This is a genomic window from Rhodopirellula halodulae, from assembly GCF_020966775.1.
In the GTDB taxonomy this organism is placed as follows: Bacteria; Planctomycetota; Planctomycetia; order Pirellulales; family Pirellulaceae; genus Rhodopirellula; species Rhodopirellula halodulae.
The window spans coordinates 189364-214728 of record NZ_JAJKFV010000004.1 but is presented as its reverse complement, the minus strand read 5'-3'; the positions used below and the strand labels follow the sequence as shown (position 1 = coordinate 214728).

19 protein-coding genes are annotated in these 25365 nt (G+C 56.3%); 10 read left to right on the top strand and 9 right to left on the bottom strand.

The features are described 5' to 3' along the window. Positions 1-57: 57 nt before the first annotated feature. The gene (locus LOC70_RS04690; RefSeq protein WP_230252183.1) at positions 58-1056 is read right to left on the bottom strand and encodes an efflux RND transporter periplasmic adaptor subunit; all 999 of its coding nucleotides are present in this window, start codon (positions 1054-1056) and stop codon (positions 58-60) included. A gap of 225 nt (positions 1057-1281) precedes the next feature. Between LOC70_RS04690 and LOC70_RS04685 the strand changes: the two genes are divergently transcribed. Next, positions 1282-1497, top strand: a complete 216-nt coding sequence (locus LOC70_RS04685) for a hypothetical protein (protein ID WP_230252182.1) — start codon at positions 1282-1284, stop codon at positions 1495-1497. 39 nt (positions 1498-1536) lie between these two features. Here LOC70_RS04685 and pyrE read toward each other — a convergent pair whose 3' ends face one another. Beyond that, entirely contained in the window at positions 1537-2118 is a 582-nt protein-coding gene (pyrE, locus tag LOC70_RS04680) for an orotate phosphoribosyltransferase (protein ID WP_230252181.1), read from the bottom strand. Positions 2119-2322: 204 nt separating this feature from the next. On the opposite strand from pyrE, the gene LOC70_RS04675 reads away from it, so the two are divergent. Together LOC70_RS04675 and LOC70_RS04670 are read left to right on the top strand one after the other, a co-directional pair. Continuing rightward, positions 2323-4242, top strand: a complete 1920-nt coding sequence (locus LOC70_RS04675; RefSeq protein ID WP_230252180.1) for a hypothetical protein — start codon at positions 2323-2325, stop codon at positions 4240-4242. Positions 4243-4334: 92 nt separating this feature from the next. Beyond that, positions 4335-6734 carry a heavy metal translocating P-type ATPase gene (locus LOC70_RS04670; RefSeq protein ID WP_230252179.1) on the top strand — a complete coding sequence of 800 codons (2400 nt, stop codon included), beginning with the start codon at positions 4335-4337 and terminating at the stop codon, positions 6732-6734. Positions 6735-7620: 886 nt separating this feature from the next. Here LOC70_RS04670 and LOC70_RS04665 read toward each other — a convergent pair. Continuing rightward, positions 7621-7914, bottom strand: coding sequence for an MTH1187 family thiamine-binding protein (locus LOC70_RS04665; protein WP_230252178.1), 294 nt, complete (start codon positions 7912-7914; stop codon positions 7621-7623). Between the two features lie 226 nt (positions 7915-8140). On the opposite strand from LOC70_RS04665, the gene LOC70_RS04660 reads away from it, so the two are divergent. Next, positions 8141-8467 (top strand): hypothetical protein, encoded by a 327-nt coding sequence (locus LOC70_RS04660; protein WP_230252177.1) that lies wholly within the window; start codon positions 8141-8143, stop codon positions 8465-8467. Next, positions 8464-9012 (top strand): calcium-binding protein, encoded by a 549-nt coding sequence (locus LOC70_RS04655; protein WP_230252176.1) that lies wholly within the window; start codon positions 8464-8466, stop codon positions 9010-9012. The genes LOC70_RS04660 and LOC70_RS04655 overlap by 4 nt, the downstream gene beginning before the upstream one ends. Before the next feature lie 95 nt (positions 9013-9107). Here LOC70_RS04655 and LOC70_RS04650 read toward each other — a convergent pair whose 3' ends face one another. Together LOC70_RS04650 and LOC70_RS04645 are read right to left on the bottom strand one after the other, a co-directional pair. Then, positions 9108-11150, bottom strand: coding sequence for an FAD-dependent oxidoreductase (locus tag LOC70_RS04650; RefSeq protein ID WP_230252363.1), 2043 nt, complete (start codon positions 11148-11150; stop codon positions 9108-9110). 114 nt (positions 11151-11264) lie between these two features. After that, positions 11265-12749, bottom strand: coding sequence for a sulfatase-like hydrolase/transferase (locus LOC70_RS04645; RefSeq protein ID WP_230252175.1), 1485 nt, complete (start codon positions 12747-12749; stop codon positions 11265-11267). 383 nt (positions 12750-13132) lie between these two features. Here LOC70_RS04645 and LOC70_RS04640 point away from each other — a divergent pair, with 383 nt between their 5' ends. Beyond that, positions 13133-14635, top strand: coding sequence for a sulfatase (locus tag LOC70_RS04640; protein WP_230252174.1), 1503 nt, complete (start codon positions 13133-13135; stop codon positions 14633-14635). 210 nt (positions 14636-14845) lie between these two features. Continuing rightward, positions 14846-15853 (top strand): transporter, encoded by a 1008-nt coding sequence (locus LOC70_RS04635; RefSeq protein ID WP_230252362.1) that lies wholly within the window; start codon positions 14846-14848, stop codon positions 15851-15853. 43 nt (positions 15854-15896) lie between these two features. Here LOC70_RS04635 and LOC70_RS04630 read toward each other — a convergent pair whose 3' ends face one another. The 4 genes from LOC70_RS04630 to LOC70_RS04615 all read right to left on the bottom strand — a co-directional run bounded on the left by LOC70_RS04630 (position 15897) and on the right by LOC70_RS04615 (position 20909). Continuing rightward, positions 15897-16682: a class I SAM-dependent methyltransferase gene (locus tag LOC70_RS04630; protein ID WP_230252173.1), complete on the bottom strand. Its 786-nt coding sequence runs from the start codon at positions 16680-16682 to the stop codon at positions 15897-15899. Then, complete coding sequence (locus LOC70_RS04625) at positions 16679-17944, bottom strand: DUF3419 family protein (protein ID WP_230252171.1); 1266 nt, start codon at positions 17942-17944, stop codon at positions 16679-16681. Before LOC70_RS04625 ends, LOC70_RS04630 begins: the two co-directional genes overlap by 4 nt. Positions 17945-17986: 42 nt before the next feature. After that, the gene (locus LOC70_RS04620; protein WP_230252169.1) at positions 17987-18901 is read right to left on the bottom strand and encodes a UDP-2,3-diacylglucosamine diphosphatase; all 915 of its coding nucleotides are present in this window, start codon (positions 18899-18901) and stop codon (positions 17987-17989) included. Positions 18902-19253: 352 nt separating this feature from the next. Further along, positions 19254-20909, bottom strand: a complete 1656-nt coding sequence (locus LOC70_RS04615; protein ID WP_230252167.1) for an alginate export family protein — start codon at positions 20907-20909, stop codon at positions 19254-19256. Positions 20910-21523: 614 nt separating this feature from the next. On the opposite strand from LOC70_RS04615, the gene LOC70_RS04610 reads away from it, so the two are divergent. The 3 genes from LOC70_RS04610 to LOC70_RS04600 all read left to right on the top strand — a co-directional run bounded on the left by LOC70_RS04610 (position 21524) and on the right by LOC70_RS04600 (position 25307). Further along, entirely contained in the window at positions 21524-23104 is a 1581-nt protein-coding gene (locus tag LOC70_RS04610; RefSeq protein ID WP_230252166.1) for a CmpA/NrtA family ABC transporter substrate-binding protein, read from the top strand. Positions 23105-23205: 101 nt separating this feature from the next. Continuing rightward, a complete protein-coding gene (locus LOC70_RS04605; RefSeq protein WP_230252164.1) occupies positions 23206-24321 on the top strand; it encodes an ABC transporter permease in 1116 nt (371 codons plus the stop codon). Between the two features lie 38 nt (positions 24322-24359). After that, positions 24360-25307: an ABC transporter ATP-binding protein gene (locus tag LOC70_RS04600; RefSeq protein ID WP_230252161.1), complete on the top strand. Its 948-nt coding sequence runs from the start codon at positions 24360-24362 to the stop codon at positions 25305-25307. Positions 25308-25365 lie beyond the last annotated feature (58 nt).

Below are 25365 nucleotides of genomic sequence, written 5' to 3'. Positions count from 1 at the left end.
AATCGAACGAATCAATCGACGGCTGGTAGCACCAGCCGTTTTTGATGCGCCGCTCGACTATTTCTGTTCTTGCACCGCGGTTTCTTTGTCCGACGCCAGCACACGCAGGGTGCCACGCATTCCCGGTCGCACGCGTTGGTCCGGATTCTTCAAGTCCGCCCACATACGGACCTGGCCGTTGACCGGATTCAGCTCGTCGGAAACGAACGAGACTTCGCCACGAAGCACCGTTGCTTCGGTTGAGCCTTTCGCCGCATCCAACTCGAACTCAACCTTGCGGCCAACCAATTCCTGGCCATGTTGGCGGCCGTTTACAAATCCGCTGATGCGAATCGGATTCAACGAGATCAAACGAACCAGCGGCGCGCCGGCTTCCACCCACTGGCCTTCGGTGATGGACAGCTCAGCGACGCGGCCGTCAAGCGATGACTCGACACGATGCTCTCGCATCCGAAGCTCTGCCAACTCCACTAGCGATTGCTTTTCGCCCAATTGAGCCTCCAGCATCTTCCGTTCGCGTTCGGCTTGCTCGATTGATAACTCGGCTTGATCAATGACCAGCTTCAATCGATCGATTTCGGTGGCTGTGACACTGCCCTCGAAACTCTCGTTTGCCAGCAAGCTTTGCTCCAGTTCTCGCACGCGGACTTCTAAGGTGCGTTCCGCGTATCGTCGATCGACATCGCTGTTGGATTGCAGTTCGGCGGCGCGTTCGGCGGCCTTGGCCGCGTTCAGTTCCGCCTTGGCTCGCGAATCATCTAGTTGCACCAGCAGTTTGCGCGGACGGACCACGCTGCCTTCTTCCACCAACACCGAAGCAACCCGCCCGGCGATCGGAGCCGACAACGTGACGTCGGAGATCAAAATGGCTTGTGCCGATGGAATTTCAAACGCCGCGATGCTCACGTCGGCCGAGCTTTGTGTCTCCGGCGTTCCAGGCGGCAGCAACTCTTGTGCGACCAATGGCGTCGCCAAGAGGCAGGTCCCAAACAAAGCGGCGGAGACAAGCGATGTGAACCAGCGATTGGTCGATGGAGTATTGGCGAAAATTGGCATGGGTCGCGTCCGCAACAGGCGAGAGAAAGGTTGCCCTACAATTTACTCTCGCCGCGGACCAGCGTCACGAAATGCTTTGCCGCTCGCCAAATTCCAAGGGTGCCTGAGAAGCGGCTGGAGAAAGCTTACTCTTGCCGGGCAGCGAAAGAACCGCCGGTTTTGTTACGATGCACGCCGGCGAGCCATCGCCGTCACGATCTCCATTTCCTCCATTCGAGACCCCACGTGCAACAAGTCAAACTCTTCAAAGGTGTGGACTCAGAACTTCCCGAACTCGAGCGTCAAATCAACCGTTGGATCCGCAAAAGCGGAGCTCGGGTGTTGTCCATCAACGGGAACTTGGCACCGGCACCGTCTGCTGGCACTGGGCCAATGAATTCCTTCGCCGCGGGCGACGTGTTGGTCATCGTTCACTTCGAGATCGATGCGCCGACCGCTTGAGTCAGCGTTCGCAGGTTAGATTTCGGCCGGGCGGTTTGATCAGGGTTCCAAACCAAAGTCGCGAATTGTCGTCAGGGTCTTCAGCTCCAATCCACGCTTGGCGAACGCCTCGGCACCTCCCGCCAAGCGATCGATGATTCCGATCACGTAGAGCACCTCGAGACCGAAGGCTTCCACCGCATCGACGGCTTTCAGTGCGCTGCCGCCGCTGGTGATGACGTCTTCCACGATGACCACTTTTTGCCCCGGAGTCACCGGGCCTTCGACTTGTTGACCCATGCCATGGCCCTTGGGTTCTTTCCGAACCATGAAGCCTTTCAGGTCCACATCGTCGCCACCCGCCAGCGTCACGATCGACGCGGTGATCGGGTCGGCTCCAATGGCCATTCCACCCACGGCCGCCGGCATCACACCGCTTTCCTTCGCGTTGCTCAGCACCACATCCAGCATGGCTCGACCGACCAGCCCGGCTCCCTTGGGATGCAACGTGACTCGTCGGCAATCAAGGTAGTAGTTGGCCTTCTTGCCGCTCGCCAGCGTGAATTCACCACGCTGCAAAGCTTCGGTTTCCATCAGAGCGATCAAAGGGGCAAGGTCTTGGTTGGCCGAGTCAGACGACATCCGGAGATTCTCCATCGGGGGTGTTTGCGATTCAGTGCGAACGAATACCACAAACCATCGCGTTCAGACACCCGGTGAAAGCGGCGCATCCCCTACAACCGGCCTCAGAAACCGCACGGAACCGCTCCGGGGCCTTGCGTGAATGCGACACCAGCTAGAATACCCACTCCCCTCAACCCGCACATTCTCTCCTCAGCGTGCAACATGCCCAGCTCAGCAATATCATGGATTCGATGCTCACTTGCTTTTCTGCTTTTGAATGCGGTGGTTGGTGCAGGCTCTCAAGCAAGTCTTTGCCGTGGCGGTGAAGTCGATTCGTGGCTGAAGCTGATCGAACAAGCAAACGGCGAATTGGATCCGGAACGTTTGCCGTCGCGAGAGACTCGGGAACAAGAAACGCTGGACGCGATGCGCGAAGCGGAGGCGTTCTTCCAGCGAGTCACCGACGAAGCGAACTACCAAGCCTGGATGCGGTTCCTTCGGTTTGATCCGCTGCGATCGGCCATCGAAGAGGAACAATCCATCGCCAAACGCGGCAATGCGGCGGTTGAACTGTATCAGCGTCTTAGCGGCCCGGAAGAAGGCCTGGAACTTTCGCGATTGATCGCGCTGCGTGAATCGTTGGACCGATACATCGCCGCATTACGCTACGGCGATCCCAAACGCGGTCTCGCGCTCGTTGGGCGACAGCTTTCAACGCTCCAAGGAATTTTGACCAACGAAACGGACACCCCGATCGCCCTTTCTGATCTCTCGGGTGAACAAGTCGCCAAAATCGAGTCGGTCGTGGAATCGTTGGCCGATGCCAATCAAGCCGACACGTTGGTGCGTTCGATCGTTCGTCGTTACTCATCGCCCAATTTGCGAGCCTTTGTCGACGGCAACGTGATCGCCAATGCGGTTGCCCGTCCGGTCAACAATCCGGAAGCGGTCAACGATTGCTTGTTGGGCACCCGCGTGATCGGCAACGCTCGAGTCGTCGGTCAGGTGACCAGCCAGTTGCTTCCCTCGGACGGCAACGTGCGTTTGTTGGTTCGATTGGATGGTCAATTCAGCACGACCACCCGCGGCTACAACGGCCCCGTCACGCTGGATACCTCGGGCATCGGCCAAGTCTACGCCGCACGGCAATTGGTGGTCACGGAAAAAGGCATCATCGCGGGCGAGCCCATCGCCACCGCCAGCCTTTCCACCAACATCCATCGCATCAATCATCCTCTGAAGTTGGTTCGAAAAATCGCATCCAAGAAAGCGGCGGAAATGAAACCCCAAGCCGAAGCCCTTTCGCGACAGAAACTGCAATCGCGGGTGCTGGAAGGCTTTCGCAAACAGACCGACGAGAACGTGAATCGTTCCTTCCCCGACCTGGATGCCAAGATGGCTCCGTGGCTGGGACGATTGGACTTGCCCGTTCCGATTCGTCAACTGAGCTCGACCAGCGATGAAGTGCACGTCCAAGTCACCATGCAGCGTCCATTGGGGTTGTCGGCTGGGAACGCCGGCCCTTCGCTTTCAAGTGTGCGTACCGCGACCTCATCCGGGACCTATCCAGGAGGCTACACCGCCGCCATTCAGGTTCATGAAAGCATCCTGAACAACACGGTGATGCAATTGCTCGCGGGAGAAACCTTCACGCCGAAAAAACTTCGCGAACTGACCAGTTCGTTTGGTCTGCAAAAAGACAATGATGAGTCGACCGATGAGGAAGCCCAAGACTTCGAAGTCGACTTTTCAAGTTTTCGGCCTGTCTACTTCGAAGCTCGTGATCAAACCTTTCGCATTGGCCTGCGAGGCGACCGCTTTGCACAAGGTGGCAATGAACTGGATCGTCGCTTGGAAGTCAGCGCGTTGTATCGTCCCGCGATCACCGAAGACAACCGCATGATCCTGATTCGCGACGAGGAAATCGATTTGCAGTTCCCCGGTGGGCGTCGGCTCACGTTGTCGCAAACCGCCATCAAGGCCAACATCGAAGAAGGCTTTGACAAATTGTTTCCCGACACACTGCTGCATCGCCCGTGGACCATTCCTGCCGATGCGAAGATGCCGGCTTTGGCGGGACGCAGTGCGGACGTGATCGGAATTGACGCTCGTGATGGATGGCTGACGATCGTTGTCCGCTAGCAACATGTGTTGCGGATCCAATCACAGCGAGCACCAGAACTGCCGGAATGAGAATTGCGTAAGCTAGTGGGAACTCCTGCCATGCTAGCGTTATGAATCTCGCCGAAATCAAAGCCACCGACCCCGTTTGCGGGATGTCGGTTTCGCCCGCCAATTCGATCCGAAGTCAGCACGATGGTCGCACGTTTTTCTTTTGCTGCGACGGTTGTCGACAAACGTTCGATGCCGATCCGCAGGGTGTGCTCGCTGCACAAAAGCAGAAAGCCGAGTCAGAAGCGGAGGGCGGATCCTGCTGTTCTTCGGAACAACCGTCGTGCTGCGGCGGCGGAAACCATGGTTCCAAAAAGCAACGCGGGCCTGCGGATCCTGATGCGGTCTACATGTGCCCGATGCACCCCGAGATCGAACAAGTTGGCCCGGGAGATTGCCCAATTTGCGGCATGGACCTCGAGCCCAAGTTCATCGATCCGAATTCCTCGGGAGATGAAGAACAGCTTCGCGACATGAAACGCCGGTTTTGGGTTGGCGTGGCATTGTCATTGCCTCTGCTGGTTCTCTCCATGGGGCCGATGATCGGCTTGCCAATCGATCATTGGATCTCTGCTGGGTTGGACGGTTGGTTGCAATTGGCGCTGGCGACTCCCGTTGTCTTCGGCTGCGGTTGGCCATTGCTGGTCCGAGGCGCGAAGTCGTTCCGCACTTGGAACCTCAACATGTTCTCGTTGATCGCTCTTGGGGCACTCGCGGCGTTCGCGTTCAGCGTGGTCGCGGTGATAGTGCCGTCATGGATTCCGTCAGCATTTTACGAAGCTGATCGACCGCCGCTCTACTTCGAAGCCGCCGCGGTGATCATCACTTTGGTTTTGTTAGGACAAGTCTTGGAGTTGCGGGCACGGCATCAAACCGGCGGAGCCATTCGCGAATTGATGCAGTTGACACCGGACATCGCTCATCGGATCGTGGGTGATACGGAAGAGGACATCGCGTTGGAAAAAGTCCAAGCCGGAGACCGGTTGCGGGTGCGTCCTGGCGAGAAGATTCCGGTGGACGGGTTGGTCCGAGGTGGTCGTTCGCGTGTGGACGAATCCATGTTGACGGGCGAACCCGTGCCGGTTGAAAAGACCGAGAGCGAAAGACTGACGGGTGGCACGCTGAATCAGTCGGGAGCGTTGGAAATGGAAGCAACCGAGGTGGGCACCGACACGGTGTTGCACCGGATTGTGGACATGGTCGCACAAGCCCAACGCAGTCAGGCTCCCATTCAAAAGTTGGTGGACCAAGTCGCTCAGTACTTCGTACCCGCGGTGATCGCATCGGCGATCGTGGCGTTCATTGCTTGGGCGGCATGGGGCCCTTCGCCTTCTCTTGCCTATGCGTTTGTGTCCGCGATCGCTGTTTTAATCATCGCTTGCCCTTGTGCACTGGGATTGGCAACACCGATGTCGGTGATGGTCGGGGTGGGACGCGGTGCCAAGGAAGGTGTCCTGATTCGCGACGCGGAAGTGCTGGAGAAAATGGAGAAGGTCGACACCGTCGTGGTCGATAAAACGGGCACTTTGACCGAGGGAAGTCCCTCCGTCACCGCGGTTCAGACCTTTGGTTCCCGGAGCGAATCGGAGATCCTAGCCATTGCCGCCGCCGCGGAACGTAACAGCGAACATCCGCTGGGCCGCGCCATCGTGGCTCGGGCGGAAGAGCAATCCGTGCCGACGTACACTGCAACCGACTTCGACAGCATCACCGGCAAAGGCGTGGTTGCCACCGTCAACGATCAAGCCATCTCGCTCGGAAATGCGCGTTGGCTGAAGGAACAGCAGGTCAACGGTCTCGACGAAGCTCGCGAGAGCGCGGAGCGGCACGGTCAGCAAGCTGCCACCGTGGTTCACCTTGCGATCGATGGAACGCTCGCCGCAATCTTTGCGATCCAAGACCCAATCAAAGACAGCACGCCGGACGCGATTGTCGCGTTGCACCAGATGGGGTTGGACGTGGTGATGCTCACCGGCGACGCGGAATCCACCGCGAAAGCCGTCGCGGAGGAACTCGGCATCGATGAGTTTCGAGCCAATGTCTCTCCCGAAGACAAACACGATTTCATTCAAGAACTACGAACGGCGAAGAAGGTCGTCGCCATGTGTGGGGACGGAATCAACGATGCTCCCGCACTGGCCGCTGCCAACGTTGGGATCGCGATGGGCACGGGGACCAGCGTCGCCATGGAGTCATCTGGAGTCACGCTGGTGGGTGGCGATCTTCGCGGAGTCGTGGCAGCAAAACGATTGAGTCACAAAACAATGCGGAACATTCGGCAGAACCTCTTCTTCGCATTCGTCTACAACGCCGCCGGTGTCCCAATCGCCGCGGGTGCGCTTTATCCCATCTTCGGCATTCTTCTCAGCCCCATGATCGCCGCCGCGGCCATGAGCGTCAGCAGCGTCTCCGTCATCGCCAACGCCCTGCGTTTGAGAAGCGTGAGTTTGTCGACAAGGTGATGCCTGCTATTTATTGAGCGATCCTCACCTGTTAGCGGCACGGCGCAAGCCGTCCGGTGCCGCACTCAACTCGCCAATCTCGTCGCGAAGCAACCCAAACCGGGCGGCTCACGCCGCACCGCTAAGAAAGAGTCTTACGGAAGGACATCGATTGGCTGGTTTCACTCCAGGTAATTCTGTTTTGATCCGCCATGCTCTTGCGCATCCAGCGTGTAGCCGACTGCTGCCACGAGCGAATCTTCATCGAACAAATATCTCACGCTTCCATTTCGTGTCCACCATCGCTCACGAAGCTTTGCAGAGACGCCGCTTCGCTGAAGCTGCAACTGCTTCAGTCGCCGTTTGCACCACGACTTCAGCTGATCTCGAACTTGTTCACCACTGTATCCTCTTGCGGAAACCACAACATGGCAATGGTTGGTTCGGCAGCTCACGGCATGCAATGGCCAGGAACGTCGTTTGCAATGGTCTTTGACAACGACTTCGACAGCCGCTCTCTGTTCCGACCCAAGAACGATCGCGGTTTCTGACATCTTGTCACGACACCATGCCTCGAGGAGAGGTTGTGCGAGTTGGTCTCCTTGATGCCATTTGGTCCATCCACGCTCATCGCCGGGCAGCCATGTGCCGTAGCATGTCCAGGTCAGGAAAAAGGCAATCGGATCGTCAGTCAACCGAATCGTCCTCGATGTAATGAAAAGCTACGCGAACCTGTCCAATCATGCGTTCGAGTTAAGTGGAGCTACTACTCAATTCTACCGGAACGGCGCGGGCCGTCCGGTTTCGCCACACTATTTCGGATTGCCACATCGCTACCGAGCGGCTTGCGCCGCATCGCTATCTAGGTGCGTGCGACGTTCGTTCGAAATTGACGCACGGTCGGCGTTCATTTCTTCCTCACACTCGCGACCTTGTCCTGCATCGTTTGTGTTCGGTCGGTGCGGGTGCCGACTTTGATGCTGGTGGTGATGCGGGGGGCTCCCATGGCGTGCACGCGTTCGTGGCATTGTTTGATGGAGGCAAAGACTTCGTCCCATTCGCCCTCGATGTTCGTCCCGTAGGCGTGAAGCTGGTGCTCCAACCCGGCTTCCTCCAACACGCGTTGGCATTCCGCCACGTACTTTCCGACGGAAACTCCCACGCCCATCGGGACCACGCACAAATCAACAATGACATTCATCTTGGCTGTCTCTCATTTGAAAACGGTTGGGGTAATGCTTGGACGAGTCTAAACGTTCGCAAATCGCTAGGTATCCGTCACGAAATTCCGCCGATGGGAACACGTCAAAACGGCGGCATCATGAACGCCAAAAAAATTTGCTAACACCTGTCGAGGGTGCACGCTTGGTGATTTGAGAGAGGGCCGGTCCCCGCACACATCCAATCAACCAACGGAGTCACCAACGATGTTCCCATCCATTTCAAAGCTATGCCTCGGACTGGCCATCGCCACCGGCTGCCTACTGCCGGCCGAACGTTTGTTCGCAGACGACTGGAGCGACGTTGATGTCGATGACCGAGTGCTACAAATTGAGACCACCGACATTAATGACATGGTCTACGTGGCGATCAACCCGTTCGCCGACGACGAACTAGCGATTCATATCTTGCATTTCGTTAGCAACGCACCAAGTCTGGATATTCAGTCTCTAGAACAAGCCATCGCCGCCGCCGATGACTATCGAATCGAGTCTCGACGATTGGATCGAACGACGAAATCTTCATCGATGTGAGAGGTGGAAATGACGTCGTCGTCGTTGAACAGGACCTTGCCATTCCTGCCACGGTGTTTGGCAGTCCCGGGGACGACTACATCAGCGGTGGTGCGGCGGATGATTTCTTGTTCGGCGACAGTCCGGACGCACCAGGTGGCAAGGACACAATTCTCGGAAATCGCGGCAACGATTGGCTCGATGGAGGCGACGCGGATGATCTGCTCCGCGGTGGTTTCGGCGAAGACGAACTGTTTGGCGGAAACGGGGACGACGACCTGCGAGGCGAGCACGACGCCGATGCCTTGTATGGCGGACCAGGCAACGATTCTCTCGAAGGTGGCTTTGACGGGGAACAAGACGTTCTGGAAGGAGGCCGAGGGGTTGATACGTTCTTCTCGAAATACATCAAGCTGGTTTGGAAGTATCGCAAACGCTACAACCGATTGACGCGTCAGTGGGAATACAGCAAGACGAAGACCCCGGAAATTCTCGAAGCAGACACGGTATCCGATCTGGACGCCAATGCCGGTGACCAAGTGAAAGCCACAATCATCGAAGGCTAGCTCACCACAAAGCAAGAAGCTTCAAACAGCGAACTCGGATTCATCGCATCGCGGAGCAATCAAGCATTGGTTGCTCCGCGATCGTCGTTTCTATCTCACTCAATCGGTGCTTTTGCCGGAATCAACTGAACCGCATCCGCGATCACGTAGCCATCGGTGTCCGCGTTGCGAATTTCGACGATCGCGGAATTTCCAAAATCGAACTCACCCAAATTGGCTTGTCCTTCGGTTTGGGGATCACGCTGATTGACTCGGAATTCGTGAGCATCACCGTCGGAGTCGGTGACAATCACGAGTGTGTTGCTCGCTCGATTGGAGAAAACCGGCCATCGTAAGTTCACTTGGTATCGGCCGGGTTGTTTGAGCTTCGCTTCGTACCGAACCACGCCTTCGCCTTTCCCCGAATTCGCGTCGTGCAAATAGTCCATCCCGACTCGCTGCGGGGTAGAGCTGCTGGTGGTCCATCCGCCTTCGGTCGTCGCGTCGGCGTTGTCAACAATGATCCCGGCCAATTTGTTTGGATCGATCCCCGGATGTGGTTTGGGCCCCGCGTGCTGGAGCACCTGTTGGTCGTCCAGCAATCGTTTGGACAACTTGGAATAGTCGACCTCCTGCACCGCGACCCGATCGTCAATCGCGATGGCTGCGGCCGTGGCCGATGATTGTCCCAGCACCATGAACACGGGCTCCATTCGGATCGAACCGAACGCGATGTGAGACGCCGACAGGCACACCGGCACGAACAGATTGGACACTTCGCGATTTTTCGGAACGATGGAACGGTAGCTGATGCCGTACGGCGGGAACCCACCAACCTGCACATCGCCTTCGTTTCTCACGTGACCATTTTCATCGACGTAGCGTTGTTGGTTGTGTGAATCCATTGTGTACGCAGCCAGCCCGACCGGATCGTTCACCGCGACGCCCTGGCAGTGTTTCTGTGTCATCACGAAATCGCTGACCATGCGGCGCGCCTCACGAATGTAGAGTTGTTCTTGCCAACCGTTGCCAGACTCAAACTCGTCTTTGCACATGCCCCAACGAGAAACCTGGTTTCGGATTGTCTCGGGCATCCGTGGGTGGTTTGCCAGCGTCCACATCAAGCCCTGCTGATACAACCGATGTTTCGCGATGATTGCTTCACGCTCTTCGTAGGAGGCTTCTGGGTAGTTGTAGTTTTGGCCGATGAAGTCGGTTGAGAATCCCAATCGGTTGTTCGTGTCCGTCTTGCGATTGGGCATCCCCGAATTGATCCACGGGGCGCTGTTCTCTCCGGCTTCGTAATTTCGCAGCAACAGTTCGTACCACAGCGGTTCGTAACCCTCCGGTTTGTCAAACGGGATGCGGTTGTCCGGATGGTCCGTCAAGCACATTCGAAAACAGTACGCCTGCACGCGATGGTCCGCTCCTCCCTCTTCACCCGGACCATCGGGATCGATGTGAGGCAGCAATCCACTGTTGGGATCACCCGGAACGATGTAGGGATCGATCCCCTTGCGCAGCTGGTGATGACGAGCCATCTTCGTTTGGACTCCATTGAGCGTTTCGCCATACTGCTCGTTGGCTTCTCGCCCCACCGTGTAGCTGACTCCCGCGGCGGCCATCAAATCGCCTTCGTAAGTGGCGTCGATGAACATCCGAGCGTGATAAGTTTCGCCCGACTCCATGCGGATACCGATGATTCGAGCTGGAATGCTGCGCGTCGTCATCACGACGGACCGGTCCAAACGTTTGCCGTAGTCCACTCGGATTTGATGCTCGTCAATCCAGTCTTGGTAAACCGACAAGGCAGCACTGGGTTCGAACGTCCACATCGCGGTTTCGCCAGCCGCGGTTCGTGACTGACCGCCGCTCTTGTATTCCTCGCGGCGTTGCCATTTCCAATGTGAATCGTCTTCGTAGTACGCGGCGATATCTTCGTAAAATTCGCGAGCGATGCCACCAATCGCCGACTTGTTGCCGATGTCGGTCTGACCGAGACCGCCGGTTGTCAGCCCACCCACGCGATTGGATGGCTCAATGACAATCACCGATTTGCCCATTCGTTTTGCCTGCACTGCGGCGGCAATGCCAGCCGAGGTGCCACCGTAAATCACAATGTCAGCGGTTTCAGATTCCGCCGCCCTGGTGCAGGACATGTGACCCACATGCGACAACACCGCCAGCAACGCAGCGAAACAAACAGGAACCGGACGAGATGCCATGGTCAATCAACTCAAGAGGTAGGAAAGAAAGGAGGGATGCACGCAAGCTCATTTCGCTTGCGTGCCAAACGGTTCGGGGCGAGGTTCCCAGCCGTCGTAATGCTTCGCCGATTCGCCGCTCCAAAACGGCGACGATCCCCACAGCGGCACGGTGGGCAAGTTTGACTCCCACCGCCCGAGTTCTCGAAACAACTCGCGGAAGCGTTCACGGTTTGTGCTCGACAGGTCTCGCGATTCGGAGGCGTCTTCAGCGACGTTGAACCACTCGGCCGGTCGATGGGATGGCCGCGTTAGTTTGTCTGGGCCGTCCAAAATCGCGGCTTGTCCTTGCAGTCGCCAATACAGCCGTCGTGACGATGGCTGGCTCTCGCCGGTCAGCTCTGGCAACAAATTCAGTCCGTCGTACTTTCCCGCAAGCTTCACCATTCGTTTGCGATTGCGCCGGTCCTCGTGCGACATGGGGTCCGACAAAGGCAAAGGCTTCGCGTCGGCGGCCGCCAGAAACGTTGGCAAGACATCCAACGAGCTGACCGCTCCCTCATGAACTTTCCCGGACGGCAGCTTGTCCGGCCAATGCCAGATCATCGGCACGCGAACACCACCTTCGCGCAAACTGCCTTTGACCCCACGAAGCGGACCATTCCAACTGCCGTTGTTGGTCGCGCCGCCGTTGTCAGACAGGAACACCAGCAACGTGTTGTTCCATTGACCGGATTCTTCCAACGCCTTCCGAATTCGTCCCACTCCGCGATCCAATGCAAACATCATCGCGGCATAGGTCCGACGTTTTGGATCACTGATGTCTGAGAATCGTTCGAGGTCTTCTTTGGTCGCATGCATCGGCGTGTGCGGTGCGTTGTAAGAGAAGAAAACAAACCACGGCTGATCGGCATGTTGGTCCGATGTTTGACGAATGAACCGCAGCCCCTCGTCGGTAAAAAAGTCCGTCAGATAATCGCTGCTGAAGTCCGTTACACGCTGCCCATTGCGTTCGATCGAATGCTTCATTGTCTGCGGGAAATAGTGGTGGCTGCCCGTCAGCATGCCGCAGAAATCATCGAAACCACGTTGGTTGGGATGATGGATCTCACCCATGCCCAGATGCCACTTGCCAATCAAGGCGGTTCGATACCCTGCCGCCTTCAGATGATCCGCCAGCGTGTGCTCGCTTTGCGGCAGTCCCAGCAATTCAGGCCGAGTCGCATAGCTCGCGGCCGATGCATTCAGGTTCCCCTCGTAGCCAAACCGTCGCGGGTCGCGGCCTGTCAAAAATCCGGCTCGCGATGGCGAACAAACGGAGCTTGCCACGTACGCCTGAGTGCAAAGCACGCCCGACTGGGCCAGTTGGTCCAACTGTGGAGTTTGCAAATGTTCGCTGCCCATGCACCCCATGTCACCGTAGCCCATGTCATCGGCCATGATGACAATCAAATTGGGTCGCTGAGCCGCGAAAAGGTTTGGGTTGGTGCAGCACCAAGCGGCGATCAGAAAACAAAGAACTGGACGCGGAATCGCGACGATCGTTGGCGGCATTATTGGGCGGTCGGGGTTCAGGTGGGCAAGCGAGTTGCCGGTGGGAAAAGCAGGCGGGACTGGATCGCAAGGATCGTGATACATGACTGTATCCGGCCCCAGTGTATTCGCCTCGGATGTCTCGCGTTGCAACCGAAACCGGTCTCAAGTGTTCAAAAGAATTTGGTGCCTGAACGAACGCTCACGATGCCAAGGCGTTCGACACCATGAGAGCTAATCACGGCGACAGCATTTGATTCACGCGATTGGAAATCATTCTTTGTTTGACAGGTGGATGTTCAAGCAAGATGCTACCTGGGCCACCGCTCTACTGGCTCTATCTCTTGTCGGTATCCATCCTGCATCCGCGTCCAACGCCAACTCCCACCGTCTTCGGTTCACTTGTGAACAAATTTTCTTTCGCCAAGTCATGCTTCATCGCGTTGAGCTTGCTTTCCTCGTTTGCTTTCTCAGCCCCGATTCATGTGGTTGCGGAAGACGCATCCTTACCTCCCAACATTTTGTTCATCCTCGCCGATGATTTGGCTTGGTCGGACTTGGGATGTTACGGGCACCCTTGGCATCGCACCCCGTACTTGGACAAGTTGGCGGCCAATGGCAATCGATTCACGCAGGCCTACGCGCCCGCACCAATTTGCTCCGCTTCGCGAGCATCGATCCTGACGGGCAAAACTCCGGCGCGATTGCATTTCGAGTTTGTGACCAAAAACGAACCCGGCCTTCAAAAGATCGATTTGGCGACGCCTTTGACTGCTCCGCCATTCACTCTCAACCTGCCGCTGCACGAGCAAACCATCGCTGAACGATTGAGCGAATTCGGCTACCAAACCGCATTCTTTGGGAAGTGGCATCTCAATCCACACCACAAACGTTACCTCGGTTGGAGTCCCACGCACGGCCCCTCCGCGCAAGGTTTCCATGTTGCTGAAGAAGACTTCGGAGCTCATCCGTATGCTTGGAAGCAATCACCAGTCGAAACCATTCGAGAATCGGGTAAGTTTGCGAAAGACACGATGGTTGAAAAGGTTTCCCAGTACCTTCAGAAAGACCACGGACGACCATTCTTTGCCATGGCATCGTCGTTTTATGTGCACACACCGGTACGGACGCCATGCCAATGGTTGCGAGACCACTACGAGCAACGAATCCCTGACGATTCACCTCGAAGGAAGCAGCGGATCGAATACGCCGCGTTTTTGGAAACCTTCGACCACCACGTTGGACAGATTTTGGCAGCGTTGGACGACGCCGGTCAGTCGGAACGCACGATCGTCGTCTTTCTGTCGGATAACGGCGGCCACCCGGAGTACACGGCGAATGCACCGCTTCGTGGGGCCAAGTGGAATCTTTACGAGGGCGGTATTCGCGTGCCCATGATCGTTCGCATGCCCAAGCAATCAGCTCGCAGGACCATCGAGCAACCAGTCGTTGGATACGACTTGCTTCCCACGATGTTGGAATGGGCCGGCTCAAATGCTGATCCTTCCATTCGTTCAACCAAAGACGTGGAACAGATCGACGGAACGAGTTTCGCTCCACTGCTGGATCCTTCGTCTGATCGTCCCGCCAACACTCAGCGAAACCTCCTCTGGCATTTTCCCTACTACCATCCGGAAACCGGATTCGCCAAAGCCCCCGAGTCGATTGGAATCGACGACTTTGTTACCAGTCGCACGCGTCCCCAATCCGCCATCCGCCGAGGCAAATACAAACTGCTGCACTTCGCGGAAGATGATCGAATTGAGCTCTACGATTTATCCAAGGACATCGGTGAACAGCGTGATCTATCGGGAGAACAGACTGACATCGCCCGTCGACTTCGCGACGAGCTGCAAGACGAACTGAGACGCAGCAACGCCCGGTTTGCTACCGCGAACGAATTTTGACGTTCACGTCGCCGATCAACTCGTCTCTCAGTTGAGAAACTTTGCGTCCTGTAGCGTTTACGCGTTCTGGTTATGGCGAGCAGGACGGTGAAAACGCTTTGGTCGATTCAAGGGAACATCCCCATTGCTCTCAGGATGCTCGCTATGCGCTGGTGTTTTACCGCCTCGACCCTTGTTCTCGCCCTCTTCACGTCTAGCCATTTCGCGTCGATCGCGTCGGCAGATTCGCCCAGTCGAAAAGGTTTGGCCGACAAGCACGCTCCCGCAGGGATCATGGGCGATCACTTGCATGAAAAGGGCGAGTGGATGGTGGAGTACAAGTACATGATGATGTCGATGGAGGACAATCGTATCGGCGAAACCACCATCAGCGATGAAGCCGCGATCGGCCCACCCGGTATGCCCGCGGGCATCACGGTCGATGGCATCACCACCAACGCTGGTGCCGCACCAACGCAGATGACCATGGAAATGCACATGGCTCACATCATGTACGGTGCATCCGATGATGTGACGCTTTACACCATGTTGATGATGCCCGCCTTGACCATGGATCACATTCGTGGCGACGGCAACCCCGCAGGCCGCGGAACGGAATTCACGACTCACAACAGCGGTTTTGGCGACACCTCGTTCGGTGCTTTGTTGCGGTTGTACAGCACTGAATCACAGGACTTACTGTTCAACCTGGGTTGCTCCGTTCCTACCGGCGACATTTATCGCGAATCGACGATTCCGACCGGAGGTGCGATGTCTCAGCCTCTGCCATATCCCATGCGACTCGGCAGCGGGACGTTCAACGCGCGTCCCGGTGTAACGTGGAAATACTTCCGCGAATGGTGGAGCGGTGGTGTCCAATTCCAAACGGACGTGCCCATCGGTCGCAACTATCGCGGCTACAGCGTCAGTGATGAGTTTCGATTGAACTCGTGGACCAGCGTTCTGCTAACGAACAACTGGTCGGTCTCATTGCGAGGCGAACACCTTTGGCGAACCGATTACGACGGTGCGGACCCCGCCGCGAATAACATGTTGATCTCCACCAACGTGGAAGAGTTTCGTGGTGGCTATTGGTACAACCTCGGTATCGGCACCCAGTTCATGGGGCACGGTCACTACTTCAATTTCGAGATCGTTCCGACCATCGCCCAAGACCTGGATGGTATTCAAGTGGAAACGGATTACTCCGTCATCGCCAGTTGGTCCAAGGCTTGGTAACCGGTTCGGTGAGCCATCGCTGACCAAGGTTGGCTCTTCTTGCTCAACAGTCATTTGACGGTTTGCGACCGAGGAACAAATAGTACGGTGCCTTCATCAGCGGCATGTAGGGAACGCTGCCCAGTCGCTCTTCGCATCGAACCGTATCAAACCGCCGATTCAACATGGCCAAATGATCGCTGGACAGGAACACGTTGTCCGAAGCGAACCAAAGCGTCCAAAAGTTACGACGCAACCATCCGTGCTGTCGCCTTTCCGTCCCCGCATGTTTTCGCGAAACGTGAAAGTCGGTGACGGCGATCAATCCACCAGGTTTCAATATACGATTCGCGATCAGCACCGATTCGAACCAATCCGGGATCATGGTCAACGAATAAGAGAACGTCACCACGTCCACGCTGTTCTCGGGCATTTGAAACTTCGTCGCGTCCGCGTGATGCAGCGTCACGTTGGACAAGTGACGATCCGCAATTCGCGACGCGGCGACCTTCAGCAGCGATGGTGACAAGTCCACCAAGTGCACCTGCGACAGTTTCTTCGACTCTTGTTCGGCGGAGAACAGGTTGTGTCCCGTGCCGGCACCAAAGTCGACCCACACGCCTTGGTCGGGGAAGTCGATCCAGGAGATCAATTCCGATCGCCCGTGCAACAGGCGGGATCGGAATGAATCGTAGTAAGATGCTTGACCTTCGTAAAAGCTTTCCAGCCTCTCGCCGTGCGTGTTGCCTCGGACTGGTCGAAACAACAAGTGCCAAAGCACTTTGAAATCATCCCATCGTGAATCGGCGTGAGAACTGGAGCCGGTGGTGGGTTGTGCGGCTTCGCTCATGCCGCCACTCCGGTTGCCACCGCCTTTTGCGTTGGATCCAAAATTCGATCATCGTTGGATGTCGCGGGACCAAACAGATCCGCGATGTAGAAACTGCCGTATGTGTGAACGCGGTCGCGAGCGTGCAAGGAGGTTGCGAGTTCCTGGTGATAGTGCAACAAATCCCCAAGCTGGACTTGGTTGCCTTCGAATTGCAATTTCAGCGGATCGACGAAATCGACCGTGAGTGCCGCACTTCGCCACAACACGCGTGCGTCCGAGGTCGCTCGATTCAAAATGCTTTGCCACTCCGAGGCGAGCAGTTCCGGATAGCGGTCGTAGAGCCAGTCCATGTGATCGAGCAAAACAAATCGCGAAACTCGCTCGTCGTGTTGCGTTAAGAAACCCTCCACCGTGTTGGTGTGAGTGTGAACGCGATCCACCAGTCCTGATTTCAATCGTTGGAAGTTTTCTTCCTTCAGGTATTCCGGGCAACATTCCGGGGTGTAGCGACCGGTGAGATAGACTCGCCAGAAATAGTTGTCACGCAGCGGCAACGTTTTGAAGACCGCTTCGATCCGATCTTGGATGAACCCGCCGATCCCGCCAAGATAACTCTGGTCCAGTTGTTTGCGTTGGCTACGGGGCACGCCCAACATGGCGAGTGTTGTGTCACGTCGCAACGCCCAACGCAGTGGCTTGCTCCAGAGCAACTGATTGATGTTTCGCTCTTGATAGATTTGTCGTTGCTGGTCCACCGATTCGGCTTGCAGCAATTCGCCAATCGCTTCTTTCAGCCCCGCTGGACGTTTCAGATAGCCGTTGATCAGCCAAGCAAACAATCCCGAAGTGCCGCGGAAGTAGAAGCTCTGTCGACGCGACGTTCCATCAAAGAAATTGGAACGTCGGTCCCAGATGGAACGTACGTCGGGGGCGAGCGAGGCACGAATGTGATTGTTGTAGAGCGATTGCCAATTCGCGTGCACGCCACGTCCGAAGACTTGAAAGAAGTCTTCGTAATTCAGCGTGCGAATCGCGGCGCACTTGAGTTCCAGCAAAGCGTTCTGCAGCGGGTTCATGTCGACCGCGTGAACGGACCGTGGGCTCTCCAAGGCATAGTCCAGAGCATTGCACCCGGCCGACGTAATGACCAGCACAGAGTCATCCTGTTCCAGTGACAACGCTTGACGGTCCAAGCGAGGGTCTTCCCAACAGGTGTTGTAGACCAGGTTTTTTTGATGAACGACTTTGAAGCACTTGTTGCCGAGCCAGTTTGCGACCATTCGGGGGTGTCTTTTCTTCAGTTGGTTGAAATGAAAACGATGTCAAGCGGCGTAACCGCTCGACGAAGTGCCAGCACTCGCTGGGATCCACTCGGGCGACGCCGAATCCTCAAAAAGGTTTGGTGTGCCACTGCTGTGCGGTTCGTCGTGATTGCCGTCGAACTGCCGCTGTGCAGGAAGTTGCAAGAACAGGTCCTCGTCGTAAGTTCGGACCAGGTGAAGTTGGCCATCGTGGCGCTCCACCAAACCGGTGCAGTTCTCGACCCAATCGCCGGTGTTGCAGTACCACATCGACTTTCCGCTCACGATGTCGGGCGTATGGATGTGTCCACAAATCACACCATCGCAATCGCTCACCTTCGCGTGATGCAAGATCTTGTTTTCGAAGTCGCTGACAAAACGAATCCATCGTTTGACACGGTCTTTCAGATGGGAACAAACACCATGCGGATTTTGTTCTCGACGCAACCAAGTGCGGTGGTACCAGCGGTTCATGCTGAGGCAAGCGTCGTAAAGAACCGTGCTGCCTTTGGATAACCACTGAGCGTTGGCTTCCACGCAATCGAACATGTCGCCGTGGGTAATCAGAAACCGCCAACCCGCGACCGTTTCCATCACAAATTCGTTGGCCACTTCGAATCGAGGCAATGTTGCCATGCACCCCGCACGAAAAGCAGGATTGCGTAAAAAGGAATCATGGTTTCCCGCGACGTAGTGAATCTTGGTGCCTCGTTGAGCCAGTTCGATCAGGTGGGCAATCACGTCGTCGCAAGCGGAGGACCAATGCCAACCCGTGTTGATTTTCCAGCCGTCAATGAAGTCGCCCACGAGGTACAGCGACTCGGGATGGAATTGGCGAAGAAACGTGAGGAACTCTTCTGTTCGCGAATGCTTCGATCCCAGGTGCACATCGCTCACCAAGAGGGTCCGGACCGGCGTGGGGGCGGGCCGCTGCATGCCTGCTTCCTTGGCTTGGAAGGAACGGGAACGGTCCACCTCAACACGGAGCATCCACTCCGAGCGGGGCGTGCAATCCGATGCCGACCGTCGCAACAACTTCGAATCCAATTTGCTTTTCAATCAACTGAAAGATCGACGTTGAATTCGAGTGGGAAGGTATCAACCGAGTGTGTTGATCCTGTTAACGCCCGATGCGGGTTGGGGGAAACTTGTCGTGTCCCCAAGAAGACGGGGCAAACGCCGAAGACGCGCAGAACAAGATGCTCGCGCACGAAAAAACGCCCGGTGCGGAACACCGGACGTTTTCGAGATTCATTGCATTTCGCGACATGCCGCGAAACGATGGTTCTTAGAACCGCATTTGGTACTGGAAGTAGAAGAAGTCCGCGTCGACGTCGGGAACACCTGCGGTCGTGCTGTAGTACTTGCCAGAGTTGAAGTGCGAGTAACCAATCAGTGCGCTGTTGCGTGGGTTGAGCGCGATTTGGAACAAGACATCGATCTCGTGTCCAAGCTCACGATCGCCCGCAGGGTTGTTGGTATTGTACGGGTTCATGACTACGTCGAACGGAGTGGTTTTCTCGTCCAGCATGAAGTAGTGATACCAAAGCAACAGTTTGACTTTCTCGCCGAAGAAGGGCGTGATGAACTGAGCGTTGATGTCATGCAAGTTACGGCGACCGAACAAGTCCATGAAGCCGTTGTACTTGTGAGCCAACGGGAACAGGTGATCGAAACCGTCTCCACCACGAAGCGAATCGTCGCCACCGGACGCGTAGTCGTACCAGAACCAAACGGTGGGCTTCCAATCTTTGGTCAGAGCAATTTGACGCCCCAAACCGCCGGTGAAGAAACCGGCGCTGTGATCGGTGCCGTCGCTGTTTGTTCCGAACTGCGTGCCACCTTCGTACTCGTACATCCAATTAGAATCGGTTTTGCCAACAATGCGGCTACCGATTGTGTGGTAGTCGAAGTCAGCCACATCGTTGTTCAAACCGAGGTAGTAGTTCTCCCACTGGCCGAGCCAAGTGTCCTTGCGGGTCATGTACGCACCGAAGAACTGAACGTCTTGGTTCGTGGAGTCCCACTTGTCTTCGTACGCAAAGGTGCGTTTGACGGGATGGGTGTAGAACGCATCGATCGAACCGTCTTTGTTCGCGTAGGTCGCACGAACACCGTCGAAGGTACGACGGGTGTTGGCCCAATCCAAGCAAGAGACCAATCGCTGAGCTCCCAGCAACAGTTCTTGACGACCGCCGCGAACGCTGAGGTTGTCCGTGAGCTTCGCTTCCAAGAACAGGTTTTGTGCTTCGCCGCGGTTCTCTTCGATCGGACGGTTGTTGAAGGTCTCCCCGCCCGAATCCGCATAGAGGTATTCACCGTAGAAGCGAACGTTCTCTGACAAACGCCAATTCGCGAACATGCGGTAACGAGTCAACCAAAACTGGTCGTCGTTGCCGGTCAGTCCAAGTCCGGTAGGGCCCAAGCCGCGGAAGTTGCGTTCGCTGTGATAACGCACACGTGCTTCCCCACCGACATCCAACGTTCCGTTCAGCATGCCCTTCAGCGAGTCGCCGAAGAACGAGGGGCCGTCGTAACAAGGATCATTGAGGTAGCTGTAGTCGTTGGCATAGAAGACGCCTTGGTAGGCACCCTTCATCTTTGCCATCGCGGCTTCTTTTTTCTTCTTCGTGCAGCAACCACCTTGGCAACAATTGCATGGTGCGCCGTAGGAAGCGTAGGACGGTGCCGCGTAGGTGGATTCATCAACCACGGGAGCAGCCAGATCAGATTCTGGCTGAACGATTGATTCCGTGGCGGCTGGCTTGCTGGGTGCGGTCGGCGATGGGCCTGGCTCGGTGAGAGCTCCTTCGCCCTGTTGAACGACCAACAACACGGTGGGTTCGAGACCCGATGTGTCTTGGGCGTGAGCGTTGGAGGAAATGGCCGCTGTTGCGATCGCAATCGCACTGAGCAGGCGGCGTTTCCAGTGGCGTTGAGACATAACGTGAGAGCTCCTTCGTGGAGTTGATTGGTAACGAATCATCCAGATCGTGGTTTGGATCGTCGTAGTTCCGTCCGCCAGAGGAACAGCGGTCAGTCACAGATGGCAGAAATCAACACCCGGGGCTTCATAGCGATCCTGTTCGCCTATCGGCTGGATCGTTTCGTCGCTGAAACCGCATCCAAATCGAGTTGCAAATTGCAACCCGTTCAAAGGTTGCCAATCCGATCAACCGGAAAAGTCGTCTGTCGGATACAGGTTTGGACCCGTCCCGAGTCGCTTGATCGCACATAAGTCGCGTCAAAACCTTCAGTTCACCCAGTGGTCGTTCGTGCCGCGAGCACCGCTGCCCAAACCTTGCGCAGGCGATGGCCGCATGTGCTGAAGCGTTGGGCAATGCCGCCTTGCGGGATGAAGATGCTAAAGACTTCACAAAGGTCAGTGATGGCCTGGTGCCCGTTAGGCGCCACTAGTGTTTCACGAGCCCCCTTTGTTAGTTCCTGCTCAGTTCGCGCCGTACTTCCGGCATATTGCTTGCGAAACGTTAAACCGGCATCACTAATGCCACTTTATTGCACAGACCCAACTTCTTCATTCGACGGACAGTTTTCGCGATGCCGATCACCTCCCCCGGCTTCTGCCTTGACCCGGCCACGGCCCCATTTGTCTCTCCCAATAGCGATCACCGCGGGACCTCCCGAGACGGCATTGCCAGCACAACTCATGCAACTGTGTCGGCGTGGTTTGCCTGCCTGTTCGTTGCCGTGTTCGCTTTGCTGACCGCTGGCTGCAGCGATTCAGGCGTCAGCCTGGAAGACTTGGAAAAAGCCGCCGCGAAGATCGACGTCAGCGAGATCGAGATCGACACGGAAACGGATGACGCAACCCAGATGCTGGACTTGGAAAAGTCCGACCTCACTTTCGGTTTCATCAAACTCACCGACTGTGCGCCCCTGGTCGTCGCGAAAGAGAAGGGTTACTTCGATGACGAAGGCCTGAATGTGACCCTCGAGTCACAATCGAACTGGAAAATCCTTTTGGACAACGTGATCAACGGCCAATTGGACGGGGCTCACATGCTGGCTGGGCAGCCCATCGGGGCAACCATCGGCGTCGGTACCAAGACGTCGATCGTGACCGCCTACAGCCTCGACTACAACGGCAACGGCATCACGGTCAGCAACGACATTTGGGCGCAGATGCAGGAAAACGATCCGGCACTCAAGAGTCCCACGCCAAAGCACCCAATCAGTGCGGACAGCCTGAAGCCGATCGTTGAGAAGTATCTGCAAGATGCGGGTGAGCCATTCCCCATGGGCATGGTGTTCCCCGTCAGCACGCACAACTACGAAATTCGTTACTGGTTGGCGGCGTCCGGCATTCACCCGGGGATGTACACCGAATCCGACATCAAGGGATTCACCGACGCACAGGTCAAGCTGTCGACGGTTCCTCCGCCGCAGATGCCGCAGAACTTGGAAGCCGACATCGTCAAAGGCTACTGCGTTGGCGAACCATGGAATCAGAAAGCGGTGGTGACCGGAATCGGTGTTCCCGTCACGACCAACTACGACATCTGGAAGAACAATCCTGAGAAAGTCTTTGGTGTCACCAAAGGTTGGGCAGAGAAAAATCCTCAAACGCACCTGGCTGTGATCAAAGCTCTGATCCGTGCCGGTAAATGGCTGGACGCCACGGACGACTCCGGCAAGCTGGTCAACCGCATGGAAGCGGTCGAAATGCTCAGCCGAAAAGACTACGTCGGTGCGGAGAAAGAAGTCATCGCCAACTCGATGACGGGAACGTTTGTCTTTCAGAAGACCGACGTTCGTGAAATGCCTGACTTCAACGTGTTCTTCAAGCACGAAGCCAGCTACCCGCACTACAGCGATGCCATCTGGTTCCTGACTCAAATGCGACGCTGGGGCCAAATCACCGAGCCCAAACCTGCTAGTTGGTACGCCGAAACGGCCAAGGAGATCTATCAGCCCGCCATCTACCGCGAAGCGGCGGAGATGTTGATCAGCGAAGGCAAGTTGGATCCGAATGAGATTCCCGCTCCGGACTACGACGGCTATCGCGAAGTTTCCACCGACTTCATCGATGGCAACAAGTACGACGCGAAAGATCCTATCGGCTACATCAACAGCTTTGAAATCGGCAACAAGGACGACGAAGCCTTGGCCAAGCAGTAAACGCTCTCACAACGCATGTCGGTCGTGATCCATTCGCGGCCGACATGCACGAGCAACCCATCACCCCAAAACACAACTTCTCTTTTTGGACCAATCCCCTGATGAACTGGCGTGGCAATCTTCTTCGGTTTTGCAATGTAGCGGGTCTTCCGATTTTGGAGCCCTTTGTTCGACTCGCAGCCGGCGAGGACAAACGCGAACAGCTCGTCGGAATCGCGAAATTCATCCTGCTGCCGATCGCAGCAGTTTGTGTGTTTCTGGGGTTGTGGGCTGCAGCCGCATCCAGCGTGGTGACCGACAGTGCCAAGTTGCCCAGCCCACAAGCGACATGGTCAGCCGGAAAGCAACTGATCGCGATGCACTACGAGCAACGTGAGGCCGACAAAGCTGCCAAGCAAGAAAAGCTTGTCGAAGCCGTTCAGCTTCTTGCCGAGGCCAACGCTTACACCGCGGCCGCGAGCAAAGCCACGGGTGAAAAGAAATCGAAACTCGAGGACAAGTCGCTGGCTCTGAAGAAGCGAGCAGTCGCCGCCGCGAACTTCGTTCCGTCCAGTGCCCCCACATTCATCGACCAAATTTGGACCAGCGTCAAAACGGTGTTCTTCGGTTTCTTCTTGGCCACCATCGTTGCTGTACCGATCGGCGTCTTGTGCGGCATGAGCCCTTGGTTCAACGCGGCGATGACCCCGTTCATTCAAATCTTCAAACCCGTTAGCCCGCTGGCTTGGCTACCTTTGGCGTTCATCGTCATCATGTGGTACTACGCCGGGTACAGCAGTGGCGAAACGTTCTTCGACAAGGCATTCCTGATTTCCGCTTCGACGGTTTGCCTGTGTTCGCTCTGGCCGACCCTGGTCAACACAACGCTGGGTGTCGCCAGCGTGGACAAAGACTTCATCAACGTCGCCGACGTGCTGCGTCTCTCTTGGTGGCAACGCCTGACAAAGATCATTCTTCCCGCCAGCTTACCACTGATGTTCGCCGGAATGCGGATCAGCTTGGGCGTTGGTTGGATGGTTTTGATCGCGGCCGACATGCTCGCCCAAAACCCAGGTCTCGGAAAATTCGTTTGGGATGAATTCCAAAACGGCAGCGATCTGACCTACGCCCGCATCGCATTCAGTGTGTTGGTGATCGGTCTGATCGGACTGTTGCTGGATCGCATCATGATCTTTTTCCGCAACTTGGTCAGCTTCGGCAATCCATCGCCAGTTTGAGTTTCAAAGCCTCCTCCTTTCCAAACCATTGGTGACTCATGAGTGTTGCTCTCGAAACCAAACCGTCGACCCGGAAACGTGTCGTCTCCTCCGCTCCCAAGCCCATCCTGCAAATGCGTGGCGTTTGCAAAGGCTACGGCAGTGGCGTCACTCGCAACGAAGTCCTGCAGAACATCAACCTGAACATTCGCGAAGGCGAGTTTTTGGCGGTGGTGGGATTCAGCGGCAGTGGCAAAACGACGTTCACCCAGTTGTTGGCGGGGCTGATCAGTCCCGACCAAGGCACGATCACCATGAACGACGAACCCATCAAGGGACCGTCGCCCGATCGCGGCATGGTGTTTCAAAACTATTCGTTGCTGCCATGGCTCACCGTTCGCGGAAACATCGCGCTGTCAGTCAACACGATCTTCAAGGACTGGTCGCGTGAAAAACGCAAAGACCATGTTGAGAAGTTCATTGAGCTGGTCGGGTTGAGCCACGCTGCCCACCGTCGGCCGCACGAGTTGTCGGGCGGGATGCGTCAACGAACCAGCCTCGCTCGGACTCTCGCATTGAAACCGAAAGTCTTGCTGCTCGACGAACCGCTGTCGGCACTGGACGCGCTGACTCGCGGGCAACTCGGCGACGAGATTCTGAAAATTTGGAGCGAGGAAAAACAGACTTGCGTGATGATCACCAACGATGTTGACGAGGCGATCATGGTTGCCGACCGCATCGTTCCACTGAACCCCGGGCCCAATGCATCGCTGGGGCCGGTCTTTACCGTTGGCTTGGATCGCCCTCGAAACAAGACCGAACTCAACGACAACGAAGAGTTCAAAGGTCTTCGCAACGCCGTCACCAATTACTTGGTTGCCGTTCGTCAAAAAGCCCGTCGAGACGAAACGTCGGCCAATCCCGCTCAGCAATTCCGTTTGCCTGAAATCGAACCGGTCGATTTGACTCGACCATCACGGGCGATTTTCAACACGGGACCGCGTTAGGCCTGATGGGCTTCGTCCGTCGATGCGAAACCCTCGTCGTTTGCTCCATACCATTCAG

Coding starts and splice junctions, on each gene's coding strand:
- LOC70_RS04605 (WP_230252164.1), top strand. CDS start 23,206: ATGAACTGGCGTGGCAATCTTCTTCGGTTTTGCAATGTAGCGGGTCTT.
- pyrE (WP_230252181.1), bottom strand. CDS start 2,118: ATGTCGTCTGACTCGGCCAACCAAGACCTTGCCCCTTTGATCGCTCTG.
- LOC70_RS04690 (WP_230252183.1), bottom strand. CDS start 1,056: ATGCCAATTTTCGCCAATACTCCATCGACCAATCGCTGGTTCACATCG.
- LOC70_RS04660 (WP_230252177.1), top strand. CDS start 8,141: ATGTTCCCATCCATTTCAAAGCTATGCCTCGGACTGGCCATCGCCACC.
- LOC70_RS04610 (WP_230252166.1), top strand. CDS start 21,524: ATGCCGATCACCTCCCCCGGCTTCTGCCTTGACCCGGCCACGGCCCCA.
- LOC70_RS04600 (WP_230252161.1), top strand. CDS start 24,360: ATGAGTGTTGCTCTCGAAACCAAACCGTCGACCCGGAAACGTGTCGTC.
- LOC70_RS04645 (WP_230252175.1), bottom strand. CDS start 12,749: ATGCCGCCAACGATCGTCGCGATTCCGCGTCCAGTTCTTTGTTTTCTG.
- LOC70_RS04620 (WP_230252169.1), bottom strand. CDS start 18,901: ATGCAGCGGCCCGCCCCCACGCCGGTCCGGACCCTCTTGGTGAGCGAT.
- LOC70_RS04675 (WP_230252180.1), top strand. CDS start 2,323: ATGCCCAGCTCAGCAATATCATGGATTCGATGCTCACTTGCTTTTCTG.
- LOC70_RS04665 (WP_230252178.1), bottom strand. CDS start 7,914: ATGAATGTCATTGTTGATTTGTGCGTGGTCCCGATGGGCGTGGGAGTT.
- LOC70_RS04670 (WP_230252179.1), top strand. CDS start 4,335: ATGAATCTCGCCGAAATCAAAGCCACCGACCCCGTTTGCGGGATGTCG.
- LOC70_RS04650 (WP_230252363.1), bottom strand. CDS start 11,150: ATGTCCTGCACCAGGGCGGCGGAATCTGAAACCGCTGACATTGTGATT.
- LOC70_RS04625 (WP_230252171.1), bottom strand. CDS start 17,944: ATGGTCGCAAACTGGCTCGGCAACAAGTGCTTCAAAGTCGTTCATCAA.
- LOC70_RS04630 (WP_230252173.1), bottom strand. CDS start 16,682: ATGAGCGAAGCCGCACAACCCACCACCGGCTCCAGTTCTCACGCCGAT.
- LOC70_RS04615 (WP_230252167.1), bottom strand. CDS start 20,909: ATGTCTCAACGCCACTGGAAACGCCGCCTGCTCAGTGCGATTGCGATC.